This window comes from Natrinema halophilum, assembly GCF_013402815.2.
In the GTDB taxonomy this organism is placed as follows: Archaea; Halobacteriota; Halobacteria; order Halobacteriales; family Natrialbaceae; genus Natrinema; species Natrinema halophilum.
The window spans coordinates 281,771-306,266 of record NZ_CP058601.1 but is presented as its reverse complement, the minus strand read 5'-3'; the positions used below and the strand labels follow the sequence as shown (position 1 = coordinate 306,266).

Below are 24,496 nucleotides of genomic sequence, written 5' to 3'. Positions count from 1 at the left end.
AACGCCTACGGCGGAGAGAAGAACGTCGAGTCCGTCTTAACTACTGTTGTCTGAGAGATACAGCGTGCGATCGATAATGCTGACGGCCGCTTCACCCCACTGCTGGATCGCGGCCCCGTCCGAGTCGGGAATCTCGATAACGATTCGATCTCGACCGATGGATACGTCACCGTCCGGCGTCGATTCACGGTCCGCGAAGCTCCGCATCTGATACTGGAGCAACCGCTCCGTCGATCCGGTAATATCGACCGATTCGGTGTCGAATTCGACGGTCAACACCGCAGCTCCTTCGTCGGTTTCCGCCGCCGTTACGTCGAACCGGTGGCTCGAGAGTTCCGGAGCAGGTGCATCCTCGTTCATCGTATCGACGGCTTCTTCGACAGTTACGTCGTCGCCGTCGTCATCGAGCTCGCCGATGTCGTCGAACTCGAATTCGGCGAGTGCATCTTCGGACGGTGCGTCATCTTCGTCCGTTGTGTCGCTCCCATCGTCAGCAACTCGGCCGTCCTCCGTGGACCGGGTATCGGACTCGTTGGGCTGTTGGCCGGCCGCCGGATCTGGGTCGGTCGACTCCTCGGCGACGTCAGGGACGTCGGAGACGTCCGCCCTTCCATCGGCATCGCTACCGTCGTCTCGAGCGGCTTCGTCAGCGGCGACGTCGTCATCGTCGATTTCGCCACCGGCGGCCGTATCGTTCGACCGATCGACCGCCCTGTCGGATTCGGTGTTGCTCTCGGCCGGGCCGTTCGTTTCGTCGGGTACCGTCGAACCGTCCGCTGATTCGACGTCTCTCTCTTCGTCGAACGACAGCACGTCAATATCCTCGAGAGAGTCCGGTATATCGGCGTCGTCGGCCCCGCGTTCGCGATCGGCGGCCCCTTCGTCAGCCGATACCGACACGTTCGTTTCGTCAGACGATTCGGGGGAGCCTTCGGCCGGGTTCGCTCGTTCGTTCGATTCGTCGGAACGACCTTCCGATGTCTCTTCCGAGTCAACCGTCGTATCGACGTCCGAATCGGCCTCGTCTGATTCGTCTGGGGTGTCGGCTGCGACGGCGGCTTCGGGTGTGTCGACTGGCGTCGACTGATCCGAGTCGACTGGGCCGACTGCGATCACGTCAGACTCGTCGATTTCGTCGTCCGATCCCGACGGTAGTTCGCCGGCGATCGACGGCCGAGCAGCCGCGATCGCCTCACGATCCAGCGGCGTAGCGTACCACGCGGTTCGATCGGGGGATGTGATGAATCGGCCGCGGTTGCGTTCGGCGTGTGGATGCGGTGGGTCATCCGGTTCATCGTCGGGTTCCGACGCATCGGCCGGGTTCTCCGCTACGGCTTCCACCGCGTCATGACCGGAATCGGTCTCGTCCGGGTCGACCGCTTCGTGGTCGGTCTCGGCGGTTTGCCCCTCCGGGCGTGTAGCTTCGTTCGGTTCGGGGTCGGTTTCCCGGCCCTCTTCGGGCGACTCCGCCTCCTGCTCGGCCGCCCGTGTCTCCTGTTCGCGGTGATTCGGCTGTGGGCCGGGCTGCGGACCGGTGGCTCCCTGCGGACCGTCGGCCCCCTGTGGACCGGCGGCTCCCTGCGGCCCTGGCTGGTTGGCAGCGGCTTGCTGACCGGCAGCGGCCTGCTGACCGGCAGCGGCCTGCTGACCGGCAGCGGCCTGCTGACCGGGAGCGGCCTGCTGGGTTGCACCTCCTGCCTGGTTGGCTGACTGTGGCGCTTGCTGGGGCTGGGTTGCACCCTGACCAGAACTGATCGTTCCACCGCTCAAATGCAGTTGCGTTCCTCCGCCACCGCGACCGGCCGACATCCCATCTAAACTGTGTGAGATGTCCGTTAGATCGTCGTCGATGTTGTCCTCGAGCTTATCGATTTTGTCGCCGACGCTTCGCAGGGCAAGCGCCACGTCCCACAGGACGACAACGCCGAAAAACAAGAGTGCGATGAAAACGGTAACAGCCATTCCAGCGAGAAGCTCAGTAGTGGCTTCGACCATATATGCTACTCTGTGAACGGATAGGTCGTTCGATATATAGACCTTGTGCCGTAACACCGATATCACTGGAGCAACATCGCCCATAGACCGGAGAATGCTCGGTTCTGTTCGCAATCCTCGAACGGAGATTACCGTCAGGATCGCGTATCTGTTTGCGTTCGATCAGGTTGTGCACCGAGTGACGGTCTAGAGTTCGAGCCAGTCGGTGGTCGTCTCCGTCTCTCGAAGGAACCATTGATGCTCGCTACGGTCGTCGCGAGAACGGACCGTCACGATCGCGTCGAACATCGGTTCGAACAGATTCACCGCGTCGTGGTCCACCGGGATCGGTAAGTGATAGTGGCCCATTCCTCGAGCCTTGTCGGTACGTGAAGTTGTCACGTGGAGCAAGCGAAACATGGTCTCCGCGTCGTGTTCTTGCAAAAGCGGCACCAGTGAGTCGACGCAAACGCGTAGTTCCGCAGGGTCGAATCCTTCGGCCGTCTCTGCGAGTTCGTCTATCGCCTCGATGATCGCGACGCCGATCGTTCCCGGCGACGGTAGGCCGCCGTCGGCTGCTGACTCTTCCTCCCCCGTTCCATCAGGATCGAGTCTCGTATTCGAATAATCGATCGTGCGGACCCGTTCGTCAGACGCACCGTCCGTTCTCCCGCAGGAAACGCGGGTTTCACCGCCGGTTACGAACAGTCGGTACCGAGAGTCTCGGTCCGTCGCCCCGAGCAAACGCTGACAGGCCATTTGGTGTGCTTCGGGCGCATCGGCACCGACGAGCAGTATGTTGCTCCCCTCTTGCTTGAGCGTGTCGAGCGTCCGTGCGAACGTCGCATTATCCGATACGAGCCCCCCTCGCTCGTCTTCCATTCTGTTCATAAGAACACACGATAGCGCATAAAAATTGTGGCCTACTCGGCGATCCGAAACAACTCTCGCCGACGTCATCCCGCTTCTGCGGGCGGATTCTCTGACCGTCCGGCTTTTCATATGGGCGGCCGTATGTCGCGTATGGCCGACCACGACGACGAACTCGTCGACGCAGTTCGAGAACTCACGCGAACGATCGACGCGCTTCGGACGGAACTCGAGGAGTCGAGCGCTCGCCGACGGCCACCGCTTCGACCACCGACGCCCGGCGAGGTGCTTCGATTTACCGACGAAATCGCGCTTCCCGCAGTCATTGCGGTCCTCGAAACCAGCGTTCGTGCGCTCGAGGCGTTCCAGCGAAGCCTGAAACTCGTCCAGGGAGGACGAGAAGCGCGAAATCGAACGTCGGCGGCCGCCGAGGCGACGAGCGATCGGACGAGCGAACTCCGCCGCACCACGCTCTCGCAACTCGACACCGTGCTGTCTGAGCTACAACGGGCCGCCTCGACCGGTGGGCTGCCGGCTGACGAACAGGCTCGCGACCTGCTCGCGGAGGCGCGGGAACTCCGCGACGACGTCGATCGTCGCCTTCGGGACGTCGCCGAAGGCGAGACGGAAGCGGTTGATAGCACACCCTCAGCGTCCGATCGCGGCGTCGAAATCGACATCGAGAACGGACCGCTTGCCGACGTCGGGACGAACGCGGATTCGGAGAACGCGGAGACGGAACGCACGTCAGACGATCGCGACTCGGCCGTCGACGTCGATGCGGAACTCGAGACCCTGCGGGATCGGTACGGCTCCGACGAAGATGCGACGGCGGACTCGAACGAGAGCGACGAAGACGAACGCAATGTCGATGACAGCGATCCGAAAGTTGATCGTACCGAATCCGAGGGAGCCGACACTGACGACGAAGCTTACGGGGGCGAAAATAGCGGCGACGAACCCGACCGCTAGCTCTCTACCGGTTCGAACCGATAGCCGTCCCAGGGCTGACTCTCCGGTTCTCTGATGCCCGCACCGGGTTCGCGCAGTTCGTCGACGTGGACCGGTCGGACCTCGTCGCCCGTTTCGACGTCGCTGGTGGTCAACTGACCGATCGCACGGACCGATTCGCCGTCGATATCGAACTCGACGATTGCGAGATGATTCGGTTCGCGGACGCCCGGCGGCGTTGCCGTGCTGGTCGTCCAGGTTACGACCTCCGCGGTGTACTCGCTTATGTCGACCGTTTCTACCGGTTTCGCACCGTCGGGTCCGCGCGGGTGACCGGGGTAGCTGATCGAGCCGTCGTCGTAGCGCGTCGCTTCCATCGTCATCGTGCTGCCTCCATGATCGTGGTGATAACGCAGTTGCCGAAGCCGCCGACGTTACAGCACAGGCCCGCGTCCGCATCGACCTGTCGTGGCCCGGCCTCGCCGACGAGTTGTTCGTAGATCTCGACGCCCTGAGCGACGCCGCTGGCACCGAGTGGGTGGCCCTTCGACTTCAACCCGCCAGAGGTATTGATCGGTAATTCGCCGGTATCGCGTTCCGTATAGCCCTCGTCAACGAGTTGCCAGGCTTCGCCCTGGTCTGCAAAGCCGAGCCCTTCCATCTGCAGGAATTCGAGGATGGTGAACATGTCGTGGAGTTCCGCAACGTCGATATCGTCGGGCTCGAGACCGCTCATCTCGTACGCTCCCCGTCCGCTGTCGACGACGCCGCCCATTACGGTCGGATCGTCTCGCTCGTGGACGACGTGGGTGTCCGTCGCACCGTCGATACCGGTCACGAGCGCGTAGTCGTCCGTGTATTCCTGCGCGACGGACTCTGGACAGAACATAAGCGCCGCCGATCCATCCGTGATCGGACAGAAATCGTACAGCCGGAGCGGATCGGCGACGATCGGTGATTCGAGGACCGTCTCGAGATCGATTTCCTTCTGGAACTGTGCGTGGGGGTTATCGACGCCGTTTCTGTGGTTTTTGACGGCGACCTTCGCGAGGCTCTCGCGAGGTGCGTCGAACTGCTCGAGATAGCGGCGGGCCGTCAGTCCGGCAAACGACGGCAACGTCACGCCGTGTTTGTATTCTACGGGGTGGGTCAGCGAAGCGATGACGTCCGTGGCTTCTCCAGTCGTTCGATGGGTCATTTTTTCCCCGCCGACGAGCAGGGTCATATCGCTCGCCCCGCTGGCGATCGATTGCCAGGCAGCGTACATCCCGGCGCCGCCGCTGGAACTCGTCTGATCGACGCGTTGGGTGTAGGCCGGCATCGCGTCTATGTCGTGGGCCAGCGCGTTCGGGACGCCGGTCTGTCCCTCGAACTCCCCGCTTGCCATGTTCGAGACGTAGAGATGGTCGACCTCGTCGGCATCGACACCTGCATCCTCCAGACACTCGATTCCGGCTTCTGCGAGGAGATCGAGGACCCACTCGCCCTCGCGTTGTCCGAACTGCGTCATCGAGGCGCCGATGATTGCAACACGGTCCATATGTTAGCGGACTTGAGTCAGTGATTTATAACATGTGGTTCGGAGAAACTGGGTCATCTCCGGCGTTCGCTGGACCGATCGGCATTTGCATCTTCCGCCGATTCGGTCACTGGGGTTGCGTGTTCCGTCTAACCGTTTACCCGACCCACCCTCGAACGGCGTATATGGTCGAGCACACCCGAACGCTCGGTTTCTGGGTTGCATTCGCGCTGGGGTTGGGGACCTCGATCGTCCGGTCCGTGTCACGCTGCTGGCGCTGTTGCCGGTCGTCGGAATCGGGGCTAATCTGGCGCTCATCACGAGCCTGCCGATCATCGGCGTTATCACCGGTTCGGTGCTCGTCACCGCGTTGCTCGCGGCGTATCTGATCTGGGGCGCCACCCAGAAGACCGAAGAACTGTTCGAGCAGGTCGTTTCGCCGTACTCGCCGAACGAGGCGGCAGCTGGATCGGTCGGCGGCGGCGGTTCGGCGGTCGAAACGTCCTCGGTCGAATCGAGAGGCGAAGACGAGGCCGTCGCGGACGAGGAGCGCTATCAAATTCTCGTTCCGATTCGACGACCCGACCGCGCGCCGACCCACGTTCGACTGGCGGATATGGTCGGAAACCTGTATGCGTCCGACACGATAATTCGGGTCGGTAACGTCACTTCATACCGGACCAGACTCCGATCGAAATGGTCGTCGACACTGCGGAGGATCACGCATCCCGGATCGGAGACGTCATCGCCGACGCCGACCTCGACGCGGAGTATACCGTCGAGGGACACATCTCGCGCGACGTCGGCTTCAGCATCGGCCAGACGGCCAGAGATCGATCGGTCGATCTGATCCTCATGGGATTTCCCGAGGAGAGTCCCGAGATCACCCAGCGCGTCGAGTTCGACGCGCCCTGTGACGTACTCTTCTCGAAAGGGTTCGAGGGGCTGGTACCGGAGATTCCGGCCACCGTCAACGTCGGTGCGGGCGGCGGCCCGCACCACGAGGCGCTCTTGTCGCTCGTCAACGAACTCGCTGCCGGCGGCTCCGAGGTGTACGTCATCAACGTTAGCCCCACGGGCGGTGCCGGCACGGCCGAGGACCCCGAAAGTACACTGAACGCGCTTCCGGAGGCAGAATCCGTCCAGGTTCAAAGCGTTACCGCTCCCTCGGTCGCGGACGGACTCGTGACGACCGCCGCCGAAAACGGGGGGATACTCGTCATCGGCGCGTCACGAACGCGACGCCTCCGGCAGTGAATCCTCGGAAGCACTCCGGATCGCGTCGTCGACCGCGCAGAAGCCGCTGACGTTCCCGTGATCGTCTACGCGGGCGAGACGAAAGTGAGAGGGCTGGCCGAGGAGTTCGTTTTCCCCCTTGTACCGGCACTTCGCAACACTCCGTGTGCGGGACCACACGCCCGTGGAGCCAGCCCAATCCGATACCGTGGACAGGAGATTCCCGCGGTCGGTGTTCATGCGACCGTTCGCTACGCCGATTCCGCTGCAGCCGTCCGTAACTCGCTCGCGCGTGAGCGTGCTTGGGAGACCACCGCGGGACGGGCTTCGAACGAAACGACCACGTCCTCGTCGCCGTAGTTTACGTCTTCGACGTGGGCGTTGTCGTGAAGCCAGGAGACGACGCTCATTGTATCGTCAGTCATCGGTAACAGTAGCCGCTCGCACTTCCAGTCCGGAAGTTCGTCGTCGATTCGCTCGAGCAGGCCGTCGACGTTCAGCCCCTCCTTGGCACTGACGGGAACCGGGTTCGGGGCGAGCGACGAAAGAGCCGCTCGTTTCTCCGCGAGTTCGTCGTCGCTGACCTGATCGATCTTATTTAGCACCGTCACGATCGGGGCCTCGTTGCGCTCGTAGAGGGTGTCGTGAGAGGTAACCAGCTTCTCGTGGATTTCGTCGACGGGCTCGCTGACGTCGACGACGAGCAAGACAAGATCCGCACGGTAGACCGAGTCGAGCGTTGATTTGAACGATTCGACCAGCCAGTGGGGGAGGTCGCTGATGAACCCGACAGTGTCGGTCACCAGGACGTCCCGCGGCTCGAGGTCGGCGCGTCGAGTCGTCGTCCCGAGCGTCGTAAACAGCTTGTCCTGGGACTCGGCCGTCGCATCTAGATCCGGGTGGAGATCCTCGTTTTCCGAAACCTCGAGATCGGACGCGAGCCGGCGCAAGAGGGTCGACTTTCCGGCGTTCGTATACCCCGCCAGCGCGACGAGATCGAACCCCGAATCGCGCCGACGCTCCCGCCGGTGTTGTTCGGTTTGTTCGATTCGCTCGAGTTCGTCCTTGATCCGGCTGATCTGGTCTTTGATGTCCCGTTCGCGGCTCTCGTCGTACTCACCCAGCCCCATGAACCCGGGGTGTTCCTCGCGTTTCGCGAGGCTCGTCTTCGCCTCCGCACGCGGGAGTTCGTATCGAAGTTCGGCCAGTTCGACCTGTAACTGTGCTTTGCGGGTCTGGGCACGCTGACCGAAAATCTCGAGGATTAGTGTAAACCGGTCGATGACCTCCACACCGTCCGGAAGAAGCTGTCCGAGGTTGTACGTCTGATAGGGGCCTAGCCTGTTGTCGAAAATAACGGTCGTGGCGTCAGTTTCTGCTGCGATATCGGCCAGTTCCTCGGCTTTCCCCTCGCCGATCTGGAGTGCTGGATCTGCTCGTCGCGATTGCGTAATCTCACCGACGACGGTGTATCCCGCCGCTCGGGCCAGATCGCGAATCTCGCTCGTGTTTGCCGTGCCTGAATCGACGCGTTTTGCAATGATCGTGTTCATGCAGGTAGCTCAGTCTCTGTCGTACGTGGTCGGTCGCGCGCGTTTGCGTGCTGTCGCCTGTCGCTGGTCGATCAGATGATTCGACCGTCGTCCGCGCCGCTCGCGGCGACCAGGTCCAGGTGGACACCGCCACGCAACCTCGAAGACGTCAACGATGCCGGTCGAACACCTCCGTTGAACGCGCGTAGCTCATAGCTGGCCGTACGCGGCCAACCGTCTTGAATCCCGTGCTCGTTAGCCCTTCCTGACTCTCTTGGCCGACGACTCGAAACGCCACTCGGTCGAACAACTCGCCGCGTTCGTGGCTCTCGATGGGTGGCCGTACTCGAGTGATACAGAGGTCGATTGCATACGATATCGAGGGCGCGATTGCGTACTCGCGTCTTTATGCGGGGGAAGCGGTCAACACAACAGTCATAGGTATCGACTCGAATGGGAATGAATAATGATAGACGTCGATCCGGCGGCACTCGGTATCGAATTCGGGGGCGGTGCAGCTATCGGCGGACTCATGGGGTTCGCCGCGAAGAAGATCGCGAAACTGGTGGCAGTCATCGTCGGCGTCCAGTTGATGGTCTTTCGCTACCTCGAGTCGCAGGGAATCCTCATCGTCGACTGGAACCGTCTCTCTGCGGGTCTTCTCGAGACGCAAGCTCGTGCACAGGACGTCGACGTACACTGGATCCAGTCGATCCTTTCGACGCTATCGATTGGCGCGGGTTTTACCGGCGGCTTACTGATCGGCTTCAAACGCGGATAAGCGGCACACGCGGTACGCAACCGCGGCCGTTGCGAGGCGCTATCGCGTCTTCAGATCGTCCTTGTCCTTGATTATCTCCGTCTCAGCTTCGCCGCTTGTGTGTTCGTTGACCACGTCGTAGAACTCGTTTTGCAATCCCGCGGGGAACGTGAGAACGCCGATCCACGAGCCGTCGTTCTGCCACTCTTCGCGCTCTAGATCGCCGAACTGGCGGATCTGGGCCTGTGCGCTGCCGGCGTGTTCGGCCGGCACCTGGACGGCGACGGTAACTTCCTCGAACCTGATCGGAATCACCGGGCGAAGTGCATCCAGGGCGTCGTCGACCTGCTGCTGGACCGGCTCCATCGGATCGACGGTAAAGCCGGCTTCCTCGAGTGCGTTCTCGATCCGTTCCGGTGGATGGGGCGCGTTATCCATTTGCGGATTGACCGCGTTGCGCGTGATGGTGTCGATCAGCTGCTTGCGCTTCTGTTCTTGCATCTCGCGGCGCTGGTCGGCCGTGATCTGGATCTCGCCCTGCTTGATGACCGCCGGAATGATCTCGAGCGGGTCCGTCGTCTCAAAGACTTTCTCGAGGTCGTCTTCCGCCGGCCGGTCGCCCCGGGAGGCGTCCTCGAAGACGTCCTCTGCGGCGATCACGTCCTCGAGGTTGCCCTCGAACTCGTTGCGTTTGATCGCGAGCGCTGCGTCAGGATCGACAAGCACCTCGAAGCGCGCCCCGTGTGATTCGAGTCGCGCCGTCACCGCCTCGTCGAGCGAAATCATACCAAACGGTTTCCCCGCCAATTTAAAGAGTGTTTCCCGACGAGCCACCGAATACACCGTCACGATCGATCCTGTTCAGGGAGAGACTCGTCACGAATCGACCATCGGCAGACGCCGTCTGCTACCACTAGCTGATAGCAAGTGCCGTCTGACGGTGTGGGAGTCCACCGAGCGGTCCGCACTCTTACAGTGGCCCCTAAGAAAACGCGAATCGTACGCTGCGGTCCGCACTCTCACAGTGGAACCGTAAAAACGCGACTCGTAAGCTGCGGTCCGCTGTGTCTCGATTACTCGTCGGGTTCGTCGTCTTCGCCCGTATCGAGGAGGTCGTTCTCCTCGAGGTGGTCTGCAATTCGGTCGCGTTCGAACATCTCGAAGGACTCGGTTTCGACGTCGACGGTCGCCAGCCCGACTTCGCTGGGAAGCAACGAGCCGTCGTTGACCGATGCGAGCGCATCGAGTGCGAGCCGGATACCGCCATCGAGGTCGGCCTCGTCGTCGTAGTTCTCCTCGAGGTAATTCTGGAGTTCTCCGCGGTCGGCGCCGACGGCCAGTGCCTTCCACTCGTAGGGCGTTCCCGACGGATCCGTCTCGAAGAGACGGGGTTCGCCGTTATCGATGCCGCCGACGATCAACGCGACGCCGAACGGTCGGGCGCCGCCGACCTGGGTGTACTGCTGAATGTGGTCGGTGACTTCCTTGGTTAGCGTTTCGACGCCGATCGGCTCGCCGTAGCGCAGTTGGTTGACCTGCGTCTGGCGGCGCGCGAAGTCGATAAGCTGGCGGGCGTCGGCGACGTGGCCCGCGCTCGCGATGCCGACGTGATCGTCGGCCTTGTGAATCTTCTCGACGCTCGAGTCCTCAAGCAGCGGGGACGGGACTCGTTTGTCGACGGCGAGAACGACGCCGTCGTTGGTTCGCACACCGATGCTAGCTGTTCCTCGCTTGACCGCCTCGCGAGCGTACTCGACCTGATAGAGTCGGCCGTCGGGCGAGAAGATCGTGATGCCACGGTCGTACGCCTGCTGTTGGGCTTGTCCCTGCATAGTATCACGCTAAATCGCAATCGAGGTCTGTCGCACCCGTGAACGCCTCATCGAGCCGCCAATCCCCAACGCAATCCCGAAGGACGGCGACTCGCTCCTCGTTCCCGAACACGACGTTTCTCTCTTCCGAATCTTGCCCGCGGCGTCCTAAATAGTTTTCTTACCACGATGGCGGTGGCGGCGCCGGAACGGGACCAAACGAACGGCCCGTTCGTGATCAGTCCTGGAATTTGTCGTCGGCGGCGCGAATCGTGCCACTACTGCCGCGGACGCATACTCCTATGGACGCACCGTCGACTTCGTCGATGCAGGCCAGTGCCGCACGAGCGGGGTCGGTCTCGCCGCGGCGGGCTCTGACGATCGCCCGTCCGCTTCCGTCCCCGAACGCAAACCGAACGACGGTCAGATCTGCGTCGGCACTGCCCGGATCGCCCAGTAGATTCTGCCCTGCGTACCATACTTCTCGCTGGAACGACCGTCTATCGATCCGGTCGCCTGATCGGGTCTCGAGGGAAACGGCGAGATACCGCCAGCGCGGCCGGAGATGTTTCGGGAGGTGTTTCATACCCGACTCTCCTACTCCGCACCACGTTGTGCTGCAGTGTGACTACGCTCTGCCACCAACACGCCGACCTGATCGTGAACGCGCTCGACGGCCGTCAGTGAGAAACCCGCGTCGGTAAAGGCATCCGCCAGCAGCCCGACGGTCGCCGGATCGTCGACGTCGGGAGAATAAAACGGCACGTCTGGATTCGGCTCCCCGAAGAACATCACGTCCCCGAGGATGAATTTCCGGGGTTCGAACCCTGCGATGACCGCAATCGCCTCGCGTTTTTCCGCGTCAGAGAGGTGATGAAGAGCGAAGTTCGAGGTAACCGTGTCGACCGGCCCATCGTAGTTCGGTTCCCGGAACGTCCCGGAGCCGAATGTGAGATTTTCGAGGCCGCGTTTGTTGGCCTTCCGCGCTGCTTCCTCGAGCATCCCCTCGCTAATGTCGCGGCCGACGACCCTGGCAGCGTCTGGTGCGACTCCCAGGGCGATCGCTCCCGTACCGGTGCCGAGGTCCAGAACGACGTCATCGGCTTCTGGTGCAGCGTATTCCACGACGGCATTTGCACAGGCGCGGTACTCGTCCGATTGCGATTCGTCGTACTCCCCAGCTTTGTCGTCGAACCGGGCCGCGTGATCCTCACGACTCTTCTTCATACCTGCCTCGTTGGACCCCCGGCTCAATGAACGACTCGGACTGGACGTGTCGGTTGTGCTCGGCGAGACGACCCCACTCAGCGAGACCCGCTTCGATGAACGCCTCGGAGAAGCCGATTTGTTCGCCGACCGCTTTCAGTTCGCGAGGTGCACGTAACTCGAGGTGTGACTTTGGATCCGCGCTGACGACGTAGGGAGCATCGTAGTGGTCGACGATCTCCCGCAATTTTCGCAACGACTGGATAATTCGGACTCGACGGCCCCCGCTCTTTCGGAGGACGCCGCCGAGGGCGAATTCGATCCGCACGCCGTTTTCGATGGCGGCTTTTACCAGCACGTGGTTAACGTCGCCATCGTCGGCCATCGGATGAGCGAGCACGTCGACTTTCGACTGTTCGGCGGCGAACCGATTCAGAACGTTCCCACCGCCGTGAATCGCGACGATAGTTTCGGACGTCCGGTAGTTCCCGACCGAACCACTTGCCTGCTGTCGATTGTCTGCGCGAATCTCGACGCCCTCGACGACGTCGATTCCGTATTCGTCGCGGATCCGTGTGGCGTCGTAGTCCGCTCGGGCGTCCGAATGATTACGGACCACCACGCCCTCGAACCCGTAATCGGCCGCTGTTTGCGCAAATCTGGCGACCGTGCTCCGACCATCGGGTCGGGCGTGGACGGCCTCGTACATACTCGAGTCGTCTCGCGGCGGTGACTTGGGGTTTGCGCCATCCGGTGAGTCGTTAGCTGCGGAAGCGTCACACGGCCAGGATACGCCCGAACGAGCCTCTGGCTATCCGACCGACGGTCGGCACGATCCTCGATGTCTTCGCTTTAGTTTCCGTTGCCCGGTGAGATGTCGGGACAGCGTATTCTCGTGGAATCGCGAAGAAGCAAGTAGCAGAGCGATACAGACGGCGAGTAGCGGCGCTCGTTAACCGACGACCTAGCCGTACCGAAGTGAACCAGAGAGCCCATAGCGTTCGCTTTTGAGAATGAAATCTGCAGTCGCGACGGAAATGCGTCGCGATAGGCCGTGATTCGAGGCGGAACCGGCGTTCCGTCACCGATCGAACCTACGGTTTCGTTCCAGGGATATCCCCTTCAGTATTTCTTGCAGTCTGCATTTTCTCCATCGTCGGAGAAAACGGAGTCAGTTGAGGATGCTCTGTGCAACAGTCGCGAGTTGCCCGTTGTCCGCTTCACTCAATCTATCGTCGCCGATTTTCAGTCGCAGCCGCGGGCGGCCAACGTCGATCGGGACTTTCTCGGTGTCGATCAACCCCATATCCTCGAGTTTCGTCTTCGTCCGCGAGAATGTCGCTTTCGAGGCGATTCCGACGTCCTCCCCCCACTTGCTGATATCGTACAGCAGTGCCTGATTCTTGGCTGCAACGAGCAACGAAATCGTGACTTCGTCGAGTCCATCGCCGTCGCCCCGCGCGGTTTCGAGGGAGTTCAGAATCGCGGTGAAGTCCTCCTCGGCCGACGGACTGATTTCGTCGGACAGCGTTTCGCGAACGTTCGTGATCGGAGGGGTCCGGAGGTTGAAGTCGCTCGCGTCCTCCCAGCGTGCTGCGTACGTATCATAGGTGTCCTCGACGAAACTATCGTCGTCCGTGATGAGTCCGCCGACACGGTCGCCGGCGTGAACGACTGCGACGATCCGATCCTCGGTAATCAGGAGCGAATTCTCGGGCGCCTCGGAAAGGGTTCGTAACACGAGAACGTCCTCGCTGATGAGGTCGGCCGCGTTCGAAGCGACGATGAAGTCGTCCATAACCTCTTTGAGGGTTCGTTCGTCGGCGAGCATGTGTACGGACGGCAACTCGCCGTCGAACGCTGTCGCGACCGAAATGAACTCTTCGATCGCATCTCGGGAGGGGTTGACCATGTATACGTCGCCGGTTGCATCCTCGAGAACTGCCTCGAGTATATCGTCAATCTGGTGGTTGAGTAAATTCGAAGCCATGCGTATACAGAAGTAATCGAGGGCATTATACTTATTTTTGGTGGCCGTTTGCACACCAGAACTTCTCGTCCAGCAGTCGAACCGGTAATTTTTGTCCCCAATCTCGTTAGTTCGCCGACGAAATGCCGTCATCACTGACACCTGCAGCCGTGAAATGCCCGCGATACCGAATGCCGTCGTGGGAATTAACCGTCGGCGTGTTTACTAGCGTACAAAACTTCGTATCAACAATACCTATATACTGGAAACGTGTTATTATAGTATCGTATGGGTGTACGACACATTCGACTACGACGGGAAGTTCGAAACAGAGCTTCCAGAACGCGAAATGGGGCGGCAGTCGTTCGTCTGCTGGGGCGGTTGACTGTGCGAGCAAAACGGGTAAGTACCTACGGCGGTCCCTAAAATCGAGCATCCGAACGGGACGATCGGTTAGCGATCGAACCGGGACCACAGCTCTTTCGACCAGTAGAGATCGCCATCGTAGATCACCGACGCTTCCGTTTCTTTGAGCATGGTCGCCAGTTCCGTCTCCGACAGCGTAAAACTCGACTCGTTCCCACAGAGGTAGGCGTACTCGTTGGTCTCGGTATGTGGAAAGTAATACGATCCGGTTACGCGCGTCGAATAACAGTCGAATGTGAGCAGGTACTGTCGCTCGTCTCCGTCTCCATCGAGTTCTTCGAGCGTCGCAGTCGTCGGCAGTCGACTTTTGCCCTGCGTAAGGGAGTGGGTCCCGTCGCCGACGACTGCGTAGTCTTTTCCCATCATGATACGCCTGCGCGCGAGGCCCATCGCGCGTTCGATGCTGAATCCGTGGACGAGTAGTTTGGCGAACGTCGAGCCGACCTTGATGGCGTGGTCGTTCAGGACCTTGGTGAACGTCACCGCGCCAGCGACGCTCCCCTTCTCGATCAGTTTTTTCCCCTCGTAGAAGGAGCCACAGGCGTTCAAAAAAAACGTCTGTACGTTGCAGTGGTCGAGACTCGAAGCCGAGAGCGTTCCGTCGGGACAGCACAGTCCGTCGGTCTCGCAGTGACCGATGTAGTGAACGAAGTCGTGGTCAGATTCGAAGACGCGAGCGAGCGCTGCCGTTTCGAGCGACTCCTCGACGGTAACGTCGATCGAGACCTCTTCTGACCGTTGGCGGTAAATATCCGCGACGTGGTCGTGTTCGCCCGCCATCTCCGGATCGTTCAGCACGACGCAGATCGACGTCGAGTCGCTGGCCCGCTCGAGAAAGTCGAGGCGGTTGTGGTAGGCTTCGGGGGCGGATTTGAAGACGTCTATCGGAACGTCCTCTGCGAGCCAGCCGTGGGTGCGACCGGTTCGGAGTTCTGGTTTGACGATGTCGACGGAGGCGACCTGACCGGTGGCTCTCCCCGAGTTGGACAGCGGATCAGTTTCGTCCGGGGAATCGGAACCGGGACCTCGATAGAAATCTTCGAGCGACCGTTCGACCAGTTCCCGTCCTTCGAGTTTGGAAGTTCGTGGCGTATAGATCATGCTCATTCGGTCGAGCAGGAACGGGAGCGTTTCGATGCTGTCGTACGTCGGCTTGACGTACGTCGAAAGGTGCCAGTCGGGGAGCCGATGTTTGATGGCCGCGAAGGGAACGTCGAGGTACGTCGCGAGTCGGTCCTGCGGAGTAGCGTTGTACAGCGTTTCGGCGTCGAGATCGAGGGCTTTGAGAAGGCTGAGTTCCGAGAGGTTCGTCCCGTACGGGCCGGCGTTGCGAACGAGGCAATCGAGGAACAACGTCTTTCGAAGCAGTCGTTCGACGTCGCGCTCCAGGTCAGGCATCGTTGAGAGCGGTTCGTCGATCCCACGATCGGGGAGTCGAAGTCGCGGCCCATCGGGCGCGGAACCGGGACGATTGCCGAGTTCGTCGTCGGTCGTCCGCACCGTCGTCTGGAGGTAGTACGCGAGGGGGGCCGTAACGAACAGTGATTCGTAGTCCGGCGGGACGATTAGTTCGGGCCCGTTGTCGGGGACGTCGGCACTGATGCAGTCGGGAATGTCGAGTACGTCGCCGTGTTCGAGTAGCGACGGATGGCCCCGTAGCGTGGGATATGAGCGGTCGGGCCCGTTGGTCTTGTGGGACGCGGTCATGTGTGTAATGGCGTCAGCCATCGCAGACGGGCGATCGGGAACGGTAATGGTTCCGGCGGGGAACTCGTGACGACATCGGACGCCGAGGACGACGCGAGTCCTGGTCGGAAAGGAGACGATGATCTCCTCGTAATCGTCGGTCTTCTCGATCGTCGCCCCACCCGAAAACCGGAGATAGGCTTTGATATCCGTGTCGACGTCGACGACGTACTCACCGGGCGATAACGAGAGTGGCTCCCCGCTGGGGTCGAGTTCGTACTGGTCTTCGAGACCGAGCGAGAACGCATAAACGACCGCGTGGGGAAATCGAAGTTCGTTCGTCGTGACGACGAGTGTGTCGTCGACTGCGCGCGGAATATCGACGTCACTGTCTTCGATATCGAATTCGTCACCCTCGACCGCCAACTCGGCGTTGTCGGCGTCGGTGACGTAGAGAGTATCGCCCTCTACCACCCACTCTATCATTCAGTTGGTTGAATGTCACTCCGACAAGTTAGTTGTATCGGGCCGTGATCGGATGGTGTTCGAAGTCGCCGAGTGGCGACGGGCCCGCTTCACGACCCTCGATAGTGGCTCGACTTGCCGGGGAAGGGTACACTTATACAGTCGCCAGTCCGCACATCGGATATGGACCACGACCAGGTTCGCGAGGTCGATCCCGCCGTCGCCGACGCACTCGAGGGCGAAGTAGACCGTCAGCGAGAGACGCTGCAGATGATCGCCAGTGAAAACCACGTGAGCGAGGCCGTCCTCGACGCACAGGGGAGCGCCCTCACGAACAAGTACGCGGAAGGATATCCCGGCGAGCGCTACTACGGCGGCTGTGAGTACGCCGACGAAGTCGAGCAACTCGCGATCGACCGTGCGACAGAGCTGTTCGGTGCCGAACACATCAACGTCCAGCCCCACTCGGGCACGCAGGCGAATCAGGCCGTCTACTTCGCGATGCTCGAGCCGGGCGATAAGGTCCTCTCGCTCGACCTCACCCACGGTGGTCACCTGAGCCATGGCCATCCAGCTAACTTTACCGGGCAGCTCTACGAAGTCGAGCAGTACGAAGTCGACCCCGAGACAGGATACGTCGACTACGAGGCACTGGCCGATCACGCCGCCGAGTTCGACCCCGACATCATCGTCTCGGGTTACTCGGCGTACCCCCGCGAAATCGAGTGGGAGCGCATACAGACGGTCGCGAACGACGTCGATGCATTCCACCTGGCGGACATCGCCCACATCACTGGGCTCGTCGCCGCGGACGTCCACCCGTCACCGGTCGGCGTCGCCGACTTCGTTACCGGTTCGACCCACAAGACCATCCGCTCGGGTCGCGGTGGTATCGTCATGACGAGCGAGGAGCACGCCGATGACATCGACGCCGCCGTTTTCCCCGGCGGACAGGGCGGTCCCCTCATGCACAACATCGCCGGAAAGGCCGTCGGCTTCAAGGAAGCCCTCGAGCCGGCGTTCGAAGACTACGCCGAACAGGTCGTCGCAAACGCGAAAGCGCTGGGCGAGTCCCTTATCGAGAACGGGTTTTCGCTCGTCTCCGGCGGGACGGACAACCACCTCGTCCTCGTCGACCTCCGCGACAGCCATCCGGATACGACCGGCGGCGACGCCGAGGAAGCCCTCGAGGACGCCGGTATCGTTCTCAACGGGAACACTGTACCCGGCGAAACGCGCTCGGCGTTCAATCCCAGCGGCATTCGGGCCGGCACTCCGGGACTGACCACGCGCGGCTTCGACGAGGACGACTGCCGCAGAGTCGGTGATCTAATCGCTCGCGTCGTCGACAGCCCCGACGACGAGGCCGTCATCGGAGACGTCCGCGAGGAAGTCGCGGTCCTGTGCGAAGAAAACCCACTCTACGAGTAGCGACTCGGGATGCTCCGCGTTGACAGCGATCAGCCCCCATCTCTCCTCGAGTTCTCACCGGGTGTTATCGCTCGATAGCGATCCGACGGGGATCGAACCCTGTCACTCGCCGGCACGCGCCTTTTGCCCGACCTGACCGTATCGTCGCTAATGTCTACACGCCCGACCGGAACCGTTCTGGACGACGACCGGCTGCTCGCGCTCCGCGGGATCGATGCGACCGCAGCCTCGAAGTTGGGTATCGAGGTGACGCCGGTGGCCGAAGACGTGGGAGCCTCGGCCGGGGATCACATCGACTGGGACGTCGACCGACACGAAGAGCAACCAATGCTCGTTTTCAGCGGGATCGAGGAAACTGCCACCGCCGACGCGCCGTATCCACGGAAACTTCGCGAGGAGAACGGTGACATCGTGGCTCCCGTCCCAGATCCCCTGATACGCGCCGAGCCTCCGGAGGGAATGGGGATCGACATCGATACCTACGATACGGAGCGCCCGCTGCTGTTCGATGCTATCACCACCGGCGAGACGATCGGACTGATACCGATTCGATTCGACGATGGGGAGAGCTACCGGCCGGAACCGCTTCCCGAAACTGGGGGAGACAGCGATCCGGTCGCGGCGGAGATCATCGACCACGAGAACCGCGGCGATCCGATGCCCCGGGCCGAAACGATGGATGCGCCGATCGATCCGCAAATCTTCGAGTCGACCCTCGCCGAATGCGACGCCACAACGTCTGACACGATGGGAATCCTCCAGGCAATCGAGACACACGACCTCGTCGGGACGGGTGATCACGTCGCCGGGGTTCCGCCTCTGGCGGCCGACGACCGAGTCGTCTGCATGTTGCCCGAAGGCGTCTGGTCGGAACGGTTCGGTCCCAGACTCGAGGGCGAGGGGATAGCCGTAGACGAAGATTCGTTGGCAGCCGGACGGGTAATTCACGAACGCCAGGGTCGAGCACTGATCGACGCAGCCGAGACGACCAAATACGAGGGAATCGACGACGAGTACGCACTCGTCGTGACCGAAGCGCGAGATACCGCCGAATGGGACGACACCGCAACCGACGCGAGCCGGTGACCCCGTCACAGCATTCGAGCGACCGGCTCTGACCGGCCGTTCGGCGAACAGGACTCTAAACGCTTCCGGATTGCGTAAATTTTTCAATATGTTTATCGAAGTCGACTCATATGGCACCACAGACGACGTCGGAGATGTACCGGGTTCGAACCGACGCACTGACGACCGACGTCGGCGAGGGGAACCCGATCGTCTTCGCCCACGGGACGCTAATGGACCGGACGATGTTCGCGCCACAGCTCGAATCTCTCCAGGACGACTACCGAGCCGTCGCCTACGATCTCAGGGCACGTACGGACCGATACGCCCCTGGATACGACCTGCGAGAGCTGGCCGACGACTGTGCGGCGCTACTGGACGGAATCGGCGAAGACAGTGCCGTCATCGCCGGCATGTCGATGGGCGGGTTCATGGCGCTGCGGTTTGCACTCGAGTACCCCGAACGAGTCGACGGACTCGTTCTGATCGATTCGATGGCCGCCCCGCACACGCCCGAAGAACAGGAACTCTATGGGGACCTCGTCGCGCCGCTCGAAGGATCTCACGAATCGAATCCCCGAGAGTTAGCCGAAAGCGTAACTGGCTATCTCTTCGGCGAAACGACCCGAGAAGAAAACGCCGAGCTCGTCGAAGCGTGGGTCGATCGCTGGGCGACGTACCCCGGCGCGGCGGTTTTCCACGAAGTCCACTCGTGGCTCGACCGGCCGGACGTCAGCGACCGACTCTCCGAAATCGACGTTCCCGTCCTGATCGTCCACGGCGAAGAAGATCCCTCGATCGATCCCTCGCGGGCGGAGCCGATGCTCGACGAATTGCCCGACGCCGAGATGGAGATAATTCCGAAAGCGGGGCATACCTCCACCCTGGAGCGACCGGACCCGGTCACCGACGCAATCGAGTCGTTCCTCGAGAATCGATTCTGACTGCGTTGTACACGTATTTGAATATTTGCGGACGGAACGGCGCGTTTCTGCACACGAATCCGGAGATTAATGGGCCTCGCGGTCGCCTACTCGAGTAATGACCGAGATCATCGACGGTAACGCTGTTGCGCAGGACATCCGAGACGAGTTGACGGATTCGATCGAGACCCTCGCCGACGACGGTGCACGACCGGGGCTGGCGACCGTCCTCATGGGCGACGACCCGGCGAGCCAGACCTACGTGAACATGAAGCAACGCGATTGCGAGGAGGTCGGCATCGAGAGCCACCACGTCGACGTCGACGGCGATGCCCCGCCCCAGGTTCTGTTCGATACCATCGCCGACCTGAACGACGACCCCGAAATTCACGGCTACATCGTTCAGGCACCCGTCCCGGACCACGTCGATTACCGGGACGTGATCCGACGCGTCGATCCGACCAAGGACGTCGACGGCTTCCACCCCGAAAACGTCGGCCGACTCGTCGCCGGAGATGCCAGATTCCGTCCGTGTACCCCCCACGGCGTCCAGAAACTGCTCGAGTCGATCGACGTCGACACCGAGGGAAAGGACGTCACGATCGTCGGTCGATCCGACATCGTCGGCAAACCGCTCGCGAATCTGCTACTTCAGAAAGCGGACGACGGCAACGCGACGGTGACGGTCTGTCACTCGCGGACCAACGACCTCGGCGCAAAGACCCGCAACGCGGATATCGTCGTCGCAGCGGTCGGCGTTCCCGAACTCGTCGACGGCTCGATGCTCACGGCGGGAACTGTCGTGATCGACGTCGGCGTCAACCGGGTCGACGCCGACACCGACAAGGGATACGAACTCGTCGGCGACGTCGAGTTCGAGAGTGCAAAAGAGAAGGCGAGCGCGATCACGCCCGTCCCCGGCGGAGTCGGGCCGATGACCCGTGCGATGCTGCTTTACAACACCGTCAAAGCCGCGAGCATGCAGGAGGACGTCGCCGTCGACCTCCCCTGAGACACTCGCTGAGTATTTCGCATTCTTACTCGGAGTCAAATCACATGCTCACTCGCTGTCGAATCGAATCAGGTCGCGTTCCTCGAGTTGCATGAGGAAGTACGCGAGCGTCTCCTCGACGGGTTCGACGCGTTCGGCGTCGTACGTGCCGGCGAGGATCGATGCGATCTCACTGGCGGTGTGGGTCCCGTCGCATTGGCGCCAGACTGTGGACCCGACGGCGTCGAGGGTGAGTTCGTGCTCCCGGTTCGTTCCGAAGAGGGTGAACAGGAACCGATCGAGCCGGTTCCGCGGAGATTTCGTCCAGGTGATCATGACTCGCAGTTCGCCGTCGACGGAAATCTCCGTCCACTCGCTTACGGTTCGCTTCGGGACAGCAGTCGGCGCGTGAACGCTCATGGTTCGGCGGTCTCGGCCGAGTCAGCCGTCTCCGGCATGTTCCGAAGGATGCTGGCCGTAACGAAACTGAGGAGTGCGACGACCGCGACGACGCCAAGTATCGCCCGCGTCTCGCCGCTGATTCCGACCGGAAACGGGGGACCGGTGGGTGCTCCGATCTCGAGGATGTACAATGCGCCGACGACGATTCCCATGACCGCTTCGCCGGTAATCAACCCGGCCGCGATGATCCGCCCGCGATAGGTAGTGTATTCCTCGCGCGTCCCGTCCCCATCGTCGTTTCTGGCTGTGTACGAATCGATCCCGCCGCGCAGCAGACCGCCGAGGAAGATCGGTGTCGCGAGCGTGATTGGCAGGTAGATGCCGACTGCGAAGGGTAATACGGGGACGTTCATGAGGATGAGAACGGCGGCGAAAACGGCTCCGATGAGGATCATCCCCCACTGGGCGGTCCCGGTGAGGACCCCTTCGGAGATGAGTGCCATCATTCCGGCTTGCGGCGCGGGAATCGTTTCGCCACCGATACCGTATGCCTGGTGGAAGAAAGACAGGACCCAGCCCGCAAAGAGAGCGGAAAGCGCGATCCCGATACCCTGTGCGATCTGTTGCTTGCGGGGCGTCGCTCCGAGGAGGTAGCCGGTCTTGAGATCCTGTGACGTGTCGCCCGCGACCGCCGCGGCGATCGCGACGATCGAGGCAGTCACCAGCACAACGACTGGATCGGTCACGCCGTTCGATTTCAACAGGAGTGCAGCGATCAGAACCGTCGCAACGGCCATCCCTGAGACGGGGTTCGACGAACTCCCGACGACGCCGACCAGATACGCAGAGACGGCAACGAAGAGGAACGCGGCGACGACGGCGACGAACCCACCCACCAATCCGACCTGAACCTGGGGGAGCGCCACCAGTGAGAATCCGATCAGAACGGCACCGATGACGACGAGTTTCATCGAGAGATCACGCTGCGTACGCCTACGTTTGTCGGTCGCAGCCGCCGCGGAGCTGCGGAGTTCGTCGACGGCGGTCCCCAGAGCATCCACGATCGTCTCGCGCATCGAGAGGATGGCGTAGAACCCGCCGACGATCATCGAACCCGCACCGACGTAGCGGATGTACTGGTCCCAGACCGCGTCCGCTTGCGCCATAAGGGGCGCGCCGGCGGCTGATTCGGGGACGAATCCGCCCGTGATGAGCAGCGGGATCAACATCATCCAGGCGAGTAGCCCTCCTCCAAACACGTAGCCGGCGATCCTGGGACCGATGATGTAGCCGACGCCGACGAGCGCAGGGGTGAAGTCGCCCCCGATCGCAAATCCGCGCGTTTCGCCGGCCGAGAATGCCGTCTGGATCGTCGTCGTGAAGACGGCCATCCCGTTTGCCAGCCACATGTAAAGGCTGCTCACGACGAACCCGAGCGAGATGAGTTTGACCCCCTCCGCGCCGCGGTCTCCGGCCTCGAGAACGTCCGCACACGCGGTCCCCTCTGGGTACGGGAGTTCCTCGTGTTTGTCGACGATGAGGTAGCGTCGCATGGGTATCATAAACAAGATACCGAGAAAGCCACCCAGCGCTGCGACTGCTGCAGTTCCCGCGATATCGATCTGTTGGTCGAGGAACGTGACGCCGGCGATCGTAAAGATCACGCCGGCTGCCAGCGCTTCGCCGGCGGAGGTCATCGTCTGAACGATGTTGTTCTCGAGGATCGTCCCGCCGACGGAAACGCGGCGAAGCCCGTAGAACAGACCCATGCTGAGGACGGCGGCCGGAATAGAGGCGCTGATCGTCATCCCGGAGCGCATCCCGAGGTACATGTTCGCAGTCAATAGCACTACGTTGAGCCCGAGTCCGGTCACGACTGCCTTGATCGTAAGCTCCGCGACGCTTCTTCCAGCGGGGACGTACGGAGCGGGTCCGTCGCGCGATACTTGCTCACTCACTCTGCGACTGCCGGTAGGTTCCGTCTCCGTTTCCGATGAGTCGTGTGACATAGTCCACGTGGGTAATTTGTTACCGACTAGTCGAACGCGGTGACCGTCGCGACCACCTCGTCCGTCCTCTCGAGCGTGCCAGTCGGAGGGCTCACCTGCGGCGCGGGGTCGGTCAGGGAGCGCCACGTTGGCAGCGGCAATTGCCACACACAACAACAGATATCGTGAAAGGTGTGTCGAAGTGAATGTATACACACGAGCCGACCGAGTAGAACACGAACGAGGATTTACCGTCACGAACGTACAACTACCGACAGCGACCGCAGCGCTTCGGTCCTCGCAAATTCGGACTAGTACAACGACGTGATTTGTGAGTCGAACGGGGCGGATGCTGCAACGACGTGACTGAATCCGTCGACAAAGCAGAATCGAATCAGTGCCGGCGTCCGTTCACAGACGGATCACGGACGCTACTCGAGGCCGTCTAGTCGCTGCTGTGCCTGCGTAAACGCGAATTCGTCGCCGCGCAGGCCGTTGGCCAGATCGCGAGTCGCTTCGACGAGTCGTTCGGCGGTTTCCGGATCGACGTCACCGTCGAGCAATCGGATACGTTTGACGTGTTCGCCGAGCGTCTCGAGGGCACGCCGTTCGCTCGCGGTCAGGTCGCGGTCCTCGGCCCAGGTGCGGACGTCTCGTCGATACTCGCGGACCGCATTCGCGTAGCCGAGCCCACGTGCAGACCGCAGCGTCTGCGGGATGTCCTCGACGGGCGGGCGGTCTCCCCGATCGGCACCGCGCAGCAAAGCCAGGAAATAGAGTTCCTCACGGTCCTCGAGCCGGATATCGCGGACGACGATATCGGCGACGTGCAGAAGTTCGATCGCACCGAGGTAGGTGTCGTCCAGGTCGCGGAGTGAACCGGAATTGACGAAGCCGCGTCGGCGAACGTACTCGCGACAGCGATCCCGGGCACGTTCAGCGATATCGTCCGTCGCGACGTCGTCTATCGCACTCCGTACGGGGGTGAGATCGAACGAGGCCTGCAGGTCCGTGTGTTCGGTTCGCTCATCTACACCCACGCTGCGAAGACTTCCACACGCCGGACAGCCGACGCTGCCCGTCTCGTAGTACGACCAGCGTGTTCCACACTCTCTGCACTCGCGTTCACCCCGAATCTTCATACAGGGTGGTACGGTGGGGATGCAAAAAGGCCCACCGAACCGTCGGGTTCGAAACACGATGCGGAACGTCGTCGGATTCCTTAGTCGTTGAAACGGTTCACCCGCCGTTCGCACCGCTGCGGCCAGCGAGCACTCGCTGGCCGCGAACC

At 61.6% G+C, this 24,496-nt stretch carries 22 protein-coding genes and 1 pseudogene; 7 read left to right on the top strand and 16 right to left on the bottom strand.

The window, feature by feature from the left end:
- Positions 1 to 36: 36 nt before the first annotated feature.
- Positions 37 to 1,995 (bottom strand): AAA family ATPase, encoded by a 1,959-nt coding sequence (locus HYG82_RS22230; RefSeq protein WP_179259339.1) that lies wholly within the window; start codon positions 1,993 to 1,995, stop codon positions 37 to 39.
- Between the two features lie 186 nt (positions 1,996 to 2,181).
- A complete protein-coding gene (locus HYG82_RS22225) occupies positions 2,182 to 2,856 on the bottom strand; it encodes a DUF7504 family protein (protein ID WP_179259338.1) in 675 nt (224 codons plus the stop codon).
- A 141-nt stretch (positions 2,857 to 2,997) separates the two neighbouring features.
- Here HYG82_RS22225 and HYG82_RS22220 point away from each other — a divergent pair, with 141 nt between their 5' ends.
- On the top strand, positions 2,998 to 3,816 hold the full coding sequence (locus HYG82_RS22220; protein ID WP_179259337.1) for a DUF7547 family protein: 819 nt from the start codon (positions 2,998 to 3,000) through the stop codon (positions 3,814 to 3,816).
- On the opposite strand, the gene HYG82_RS22215 is transcribed toward HYG82_RS22220, so the two are convergent.
- The 3 genes from HYG82_RS22215 to HYG82_RS22205 all read right to left on the bottom strand — a co-directional run bounded on the left by HYG82_RS22215 (position 3,813) and on the right by HYG82_RS22205 (position 5,915).
- Complete coding sequence (locus HYG82_RS22215; protein ID WP_179259336.1) at positions 3,813 to 4,178, bottom strand: PhlB family protein; 366 nt, start codon at positions 4,176 to 4,178, stop codon at positions 3,813 to 3,815. The two genes, HYG82_RS22220 and HYG82_RS22215, sit on opposite strands and share 4 nt — an antisense overlap.
- Positions 4,175 to 5,335, bottom strand: coding sequence for a thiolase family protein (locus HYG82_RS22210; protein ID WP_179259335.1), 1,161 nt, complete (start codon positions 5,333 to 5,335; stop codon positions 4,175 to 4,177). The genes HYG82_RS22215 and HYG82_RS22210 overlap by 4 nt, the downstream gene beginning before the upstream one ends.
- A 136-nt stretch (positions 5,336 to 5,471) precedes the next feature.
- A complete protein-coding gene (locus HYG82_RS22205; RefSeq protein ID WP_179259334.1) occupies positions 5,472 to 5,915 on the bottom strand; it encodes a hypothetical protein in 444 nt (147 codons plus the stop codon).
- A 95-nt stretch (positions 5,916 to 6,010) separates the two neighbouring features.
- Between HYG82_RS22205 and HYG82_RS22200 the strand changes: the two genes are divergently transcribed.
- Positions 6,011 to 6,571: a hypothetical protein gene (locus tag HYG82_RS22200; RefSeq protein WP_179259333.1), complete on the top strand. Its 561-nt coding sequence runs from the start codon at positions 6,011 to 6,013 to the stop codon at positions 6,569 to 6,571.
- Between the two features lie 230 nt (positions 6,572 to 6,801).
- Here HYG82_RS22200 and hflX read toward each other — a convergent pair whose 3' ends face one another.
- On the bottom strand, positions 6,802 to 8,103 hold the full coding sequence (hflX, locus tag HYG82_RS22195; protein ID WP_179259332.1) for a GTPase HflX: 1,302 nt from the start codon (positions 8,101 to 8,103) through the stop codon (positions 6,802 to 6,804).
- 445 nt (positions 8,104 to 8,548) lie between these two features.
- Here hflX and HYG82_RS22190 point away from each other — a divergent pair, with 445 nt between their 5' ends.
- Positions 8,549 to 8,863: an FUN14 domain-containing protein gene (locus HYG82_RS22190; RefSeq protein WP_179259331.1), complete on the top strand. Its 315-nt coding sequence runs from the start codon at positions 8,549 to 8,551 to the stop codon at positions 8,861 to 8,863.
- Between the two features lie 39 nt (positions 8,864 to 8,902).
- Here the strand turns inward: HYG82_RS22190 and HYG82_RS22185 are convergent, their stop codons facing one another.
- The 7 genes and pseudogenes from HYG82_RS22185 to HYG82_RS22155 all read right to left on the bottom strand — a co-directional run bounded on the left by HYG82_RS22185 (position 8,903) and on the right by HYG82_RS22155 (position 16,426).
- Positions 8,903 to 9,628: a ribosome assembly factor SBDS gene (locus HYG82_RS22185; protein ID WP_179259330.1), complete on the bottom strand. Its 726-nt coding sequence runs from the start codon at positions 9,626 to 9,628 to the stop codon at positions 8,903 to 8,905.
- A gap of 287 nt (positions 9,629 to 9,915) precedes the next feature.
- Positions 9,916 to 10,674: an archaeal proteasome endopeptidase complex subunit alpha gene (gene psmA / locus HYG82_RS22180; RefSeq protein ID WP_179259329.1), complete on the bottom strand. Its 759-nt coding sequence runs from the start codon at positions 10,672 to 10,674 to the stop codon at positions 9,916 to 9,918.
- Positions 10,675 to 10,678: 4 nt separating this feature from the next.
- Positions 10,679 to 11,239 (bottom strand): annotated as a pseudogene (locus tag HYG82_RS22175) (Rpp14/Pop5 family protein).
- A gap of 11 nt (positions 11,240 to 11,250) precedes the next feature.
- Entirely contained in the window at positions 11,251 to 11,880 is a 630-nt protein-coding gene (locus tag HYG82_RS22170) for a class I SAM-dependent methyltransferase (RefSeq protein WP_179259328.1), read from the bottom strand.
- Positions 11,864 to 12,568, bottom strand: coding sequence for an RNase P subunit p30 family protein (locus tag HYG82_RS22165; RefSeq protein ID WP_179259327.1), 705 nt, complete (start codon positions 12,566 to 12,568; stop codon positions 11,864 to 11,866). The genes HYG82_RS22170 and HYG82_RS22165 overlap by 17 nt, the downstream gene beginning before the upstream one ends.
- 462 nt (positions 12,569 to 13,030) lie before the next feature.
- Complete coding sequence (gene tbsP, locus HYG82_RS22160) at positions 13,031 to 13,849, bottom strand: transcriptional regulator TbsP (protein WP_179259326.1); 819 nt, start codon at positions 13,847 to 13,849, stop codon at positions 13,031 to 13,033.
- Positions 13,850 to 14,281: 432 nt separating this feature from the next.
- Entirely contained in the window at positions 14,282 to 16,426 is a 2,145-nt protein-coding gene (locus tag HYG82_RS22155; protein ID WP_179259325.1) for a hypothetical protein, read from the bottom strand.
- Positions 16,427 to 16,588: 162 nt separating this feature from the next.
- Here HYG82_RS22155 and glyA point away from each other — a divergent pair, with 162 nt between their 5' ends.
- The 4 genes from glyA (at position 16,589) to HYG82_RS22135 (ending at position 20,836) form a co-directional block, all read left to right on the top strand.
- Positions 16,589 to 17,836, top strand: coding sequence for a serine hydroxymethyltransferase (glyA, locus tag HYG82_RS22150; RefSeq protein WP_179259324.1), 1,248 nt, complete (start codon positions 16,589 to 16,591; stop codon positions 17,834 to 17,836).
- 150 nt (positions 17,837 to 17,986) lie between these two features.
- The gene (locus tag HYG82_RS22145) at positions 17,987 to 18,922 is read left to right on the top strand and encodes a hypothetical protein (protein ID WP_179259323.1); all 936 of its coding nucleotides are present in this window, start codon (positions 17,987 to 17,989) and stop codon (positions 18,920 to 18,922) included.
- A 110-nt stretch (positions 18,923 to 19,032) separates the two neighbouring features.
- Positions 19,033 to 19,845 carry an alpha/beta fold hydrolase gene (locus HYG82_RS22140; protein ID WP_179259322.1) on the top strand — a complete coding sequence of 271 codons (813 nt, stop codon included), beginning with the start codon at positions 19,033 to 19,035 and terminating at the stop codon, positions 19,843 to 19,845.
- 97 nt (positions 19,846 to 19,942) lie between these two features.
- Positions 19,943 to 20,836 (top strand): bifunctional methylenetetrahydrofolate dehydrogenase/methenyltetrahydrofolate cyclohydrolase, encoded by an 894-nt coding sequence (locus HYG82_RS22135; protein ID WP_179259321.1) that lies wholly within the window; start codon positions 19,943 to 19,945, stop codon positions 20,834 to 20,836.
- A gap of 48 nt (positions 20,837 to 20,884) precedes the next feature.
- Here HYG82_RS22135 and HYG82_RS22130 read toward each other — a convergent pair whose 3' ends face one another.
- The 3 genes from HYG82_RS22130 to HYG82_RS22120 form a co-directional block, all read right to left on the bottom strand.
- Positions 20,885 to 21,235, bottom strand: coding sequence for a PqqD family protein (locus HYG82_RS22130; RefSeq protein WP_179259320.1), 351 nt, complete (start codon positions 21,233 to 21,235; stop codon positions 20,885 to 20,887).
- Positions 21,232 to 23,226, bottom strand: a complete 1,995-nt coding sequence (locus HYG82_RS22125; protein ID WP_179259319.1) for an OPT family oligopeptide transporter — start codon at positions 23,224 to 23,226, stop codon at positions 21,232 to 21,234. The genes HYG82_RS22130 and HYG82_RS22125 overlap by 4 nt, the downstream gene beginning before the upstream one ends.
- A gap of 410 nt (positions 23,227 to 23,636) precedes the next feature.
- Positions 23,637 to 24,347 carry a DUF7117 family protein gene (locus HYG82_RS22120; protein ID WP_179259318.1) on the bottom strand — a complete coding sequence of 237 codons (711 nt, stop codon included), beginning with the start codon at positions 24,345 to 24,347 and terminating at the stop codon, positions 23,637 to 23,639.
- Between the last annotated feature and the right edge of the window lie 149 nt (positions 24,348 to 24,496).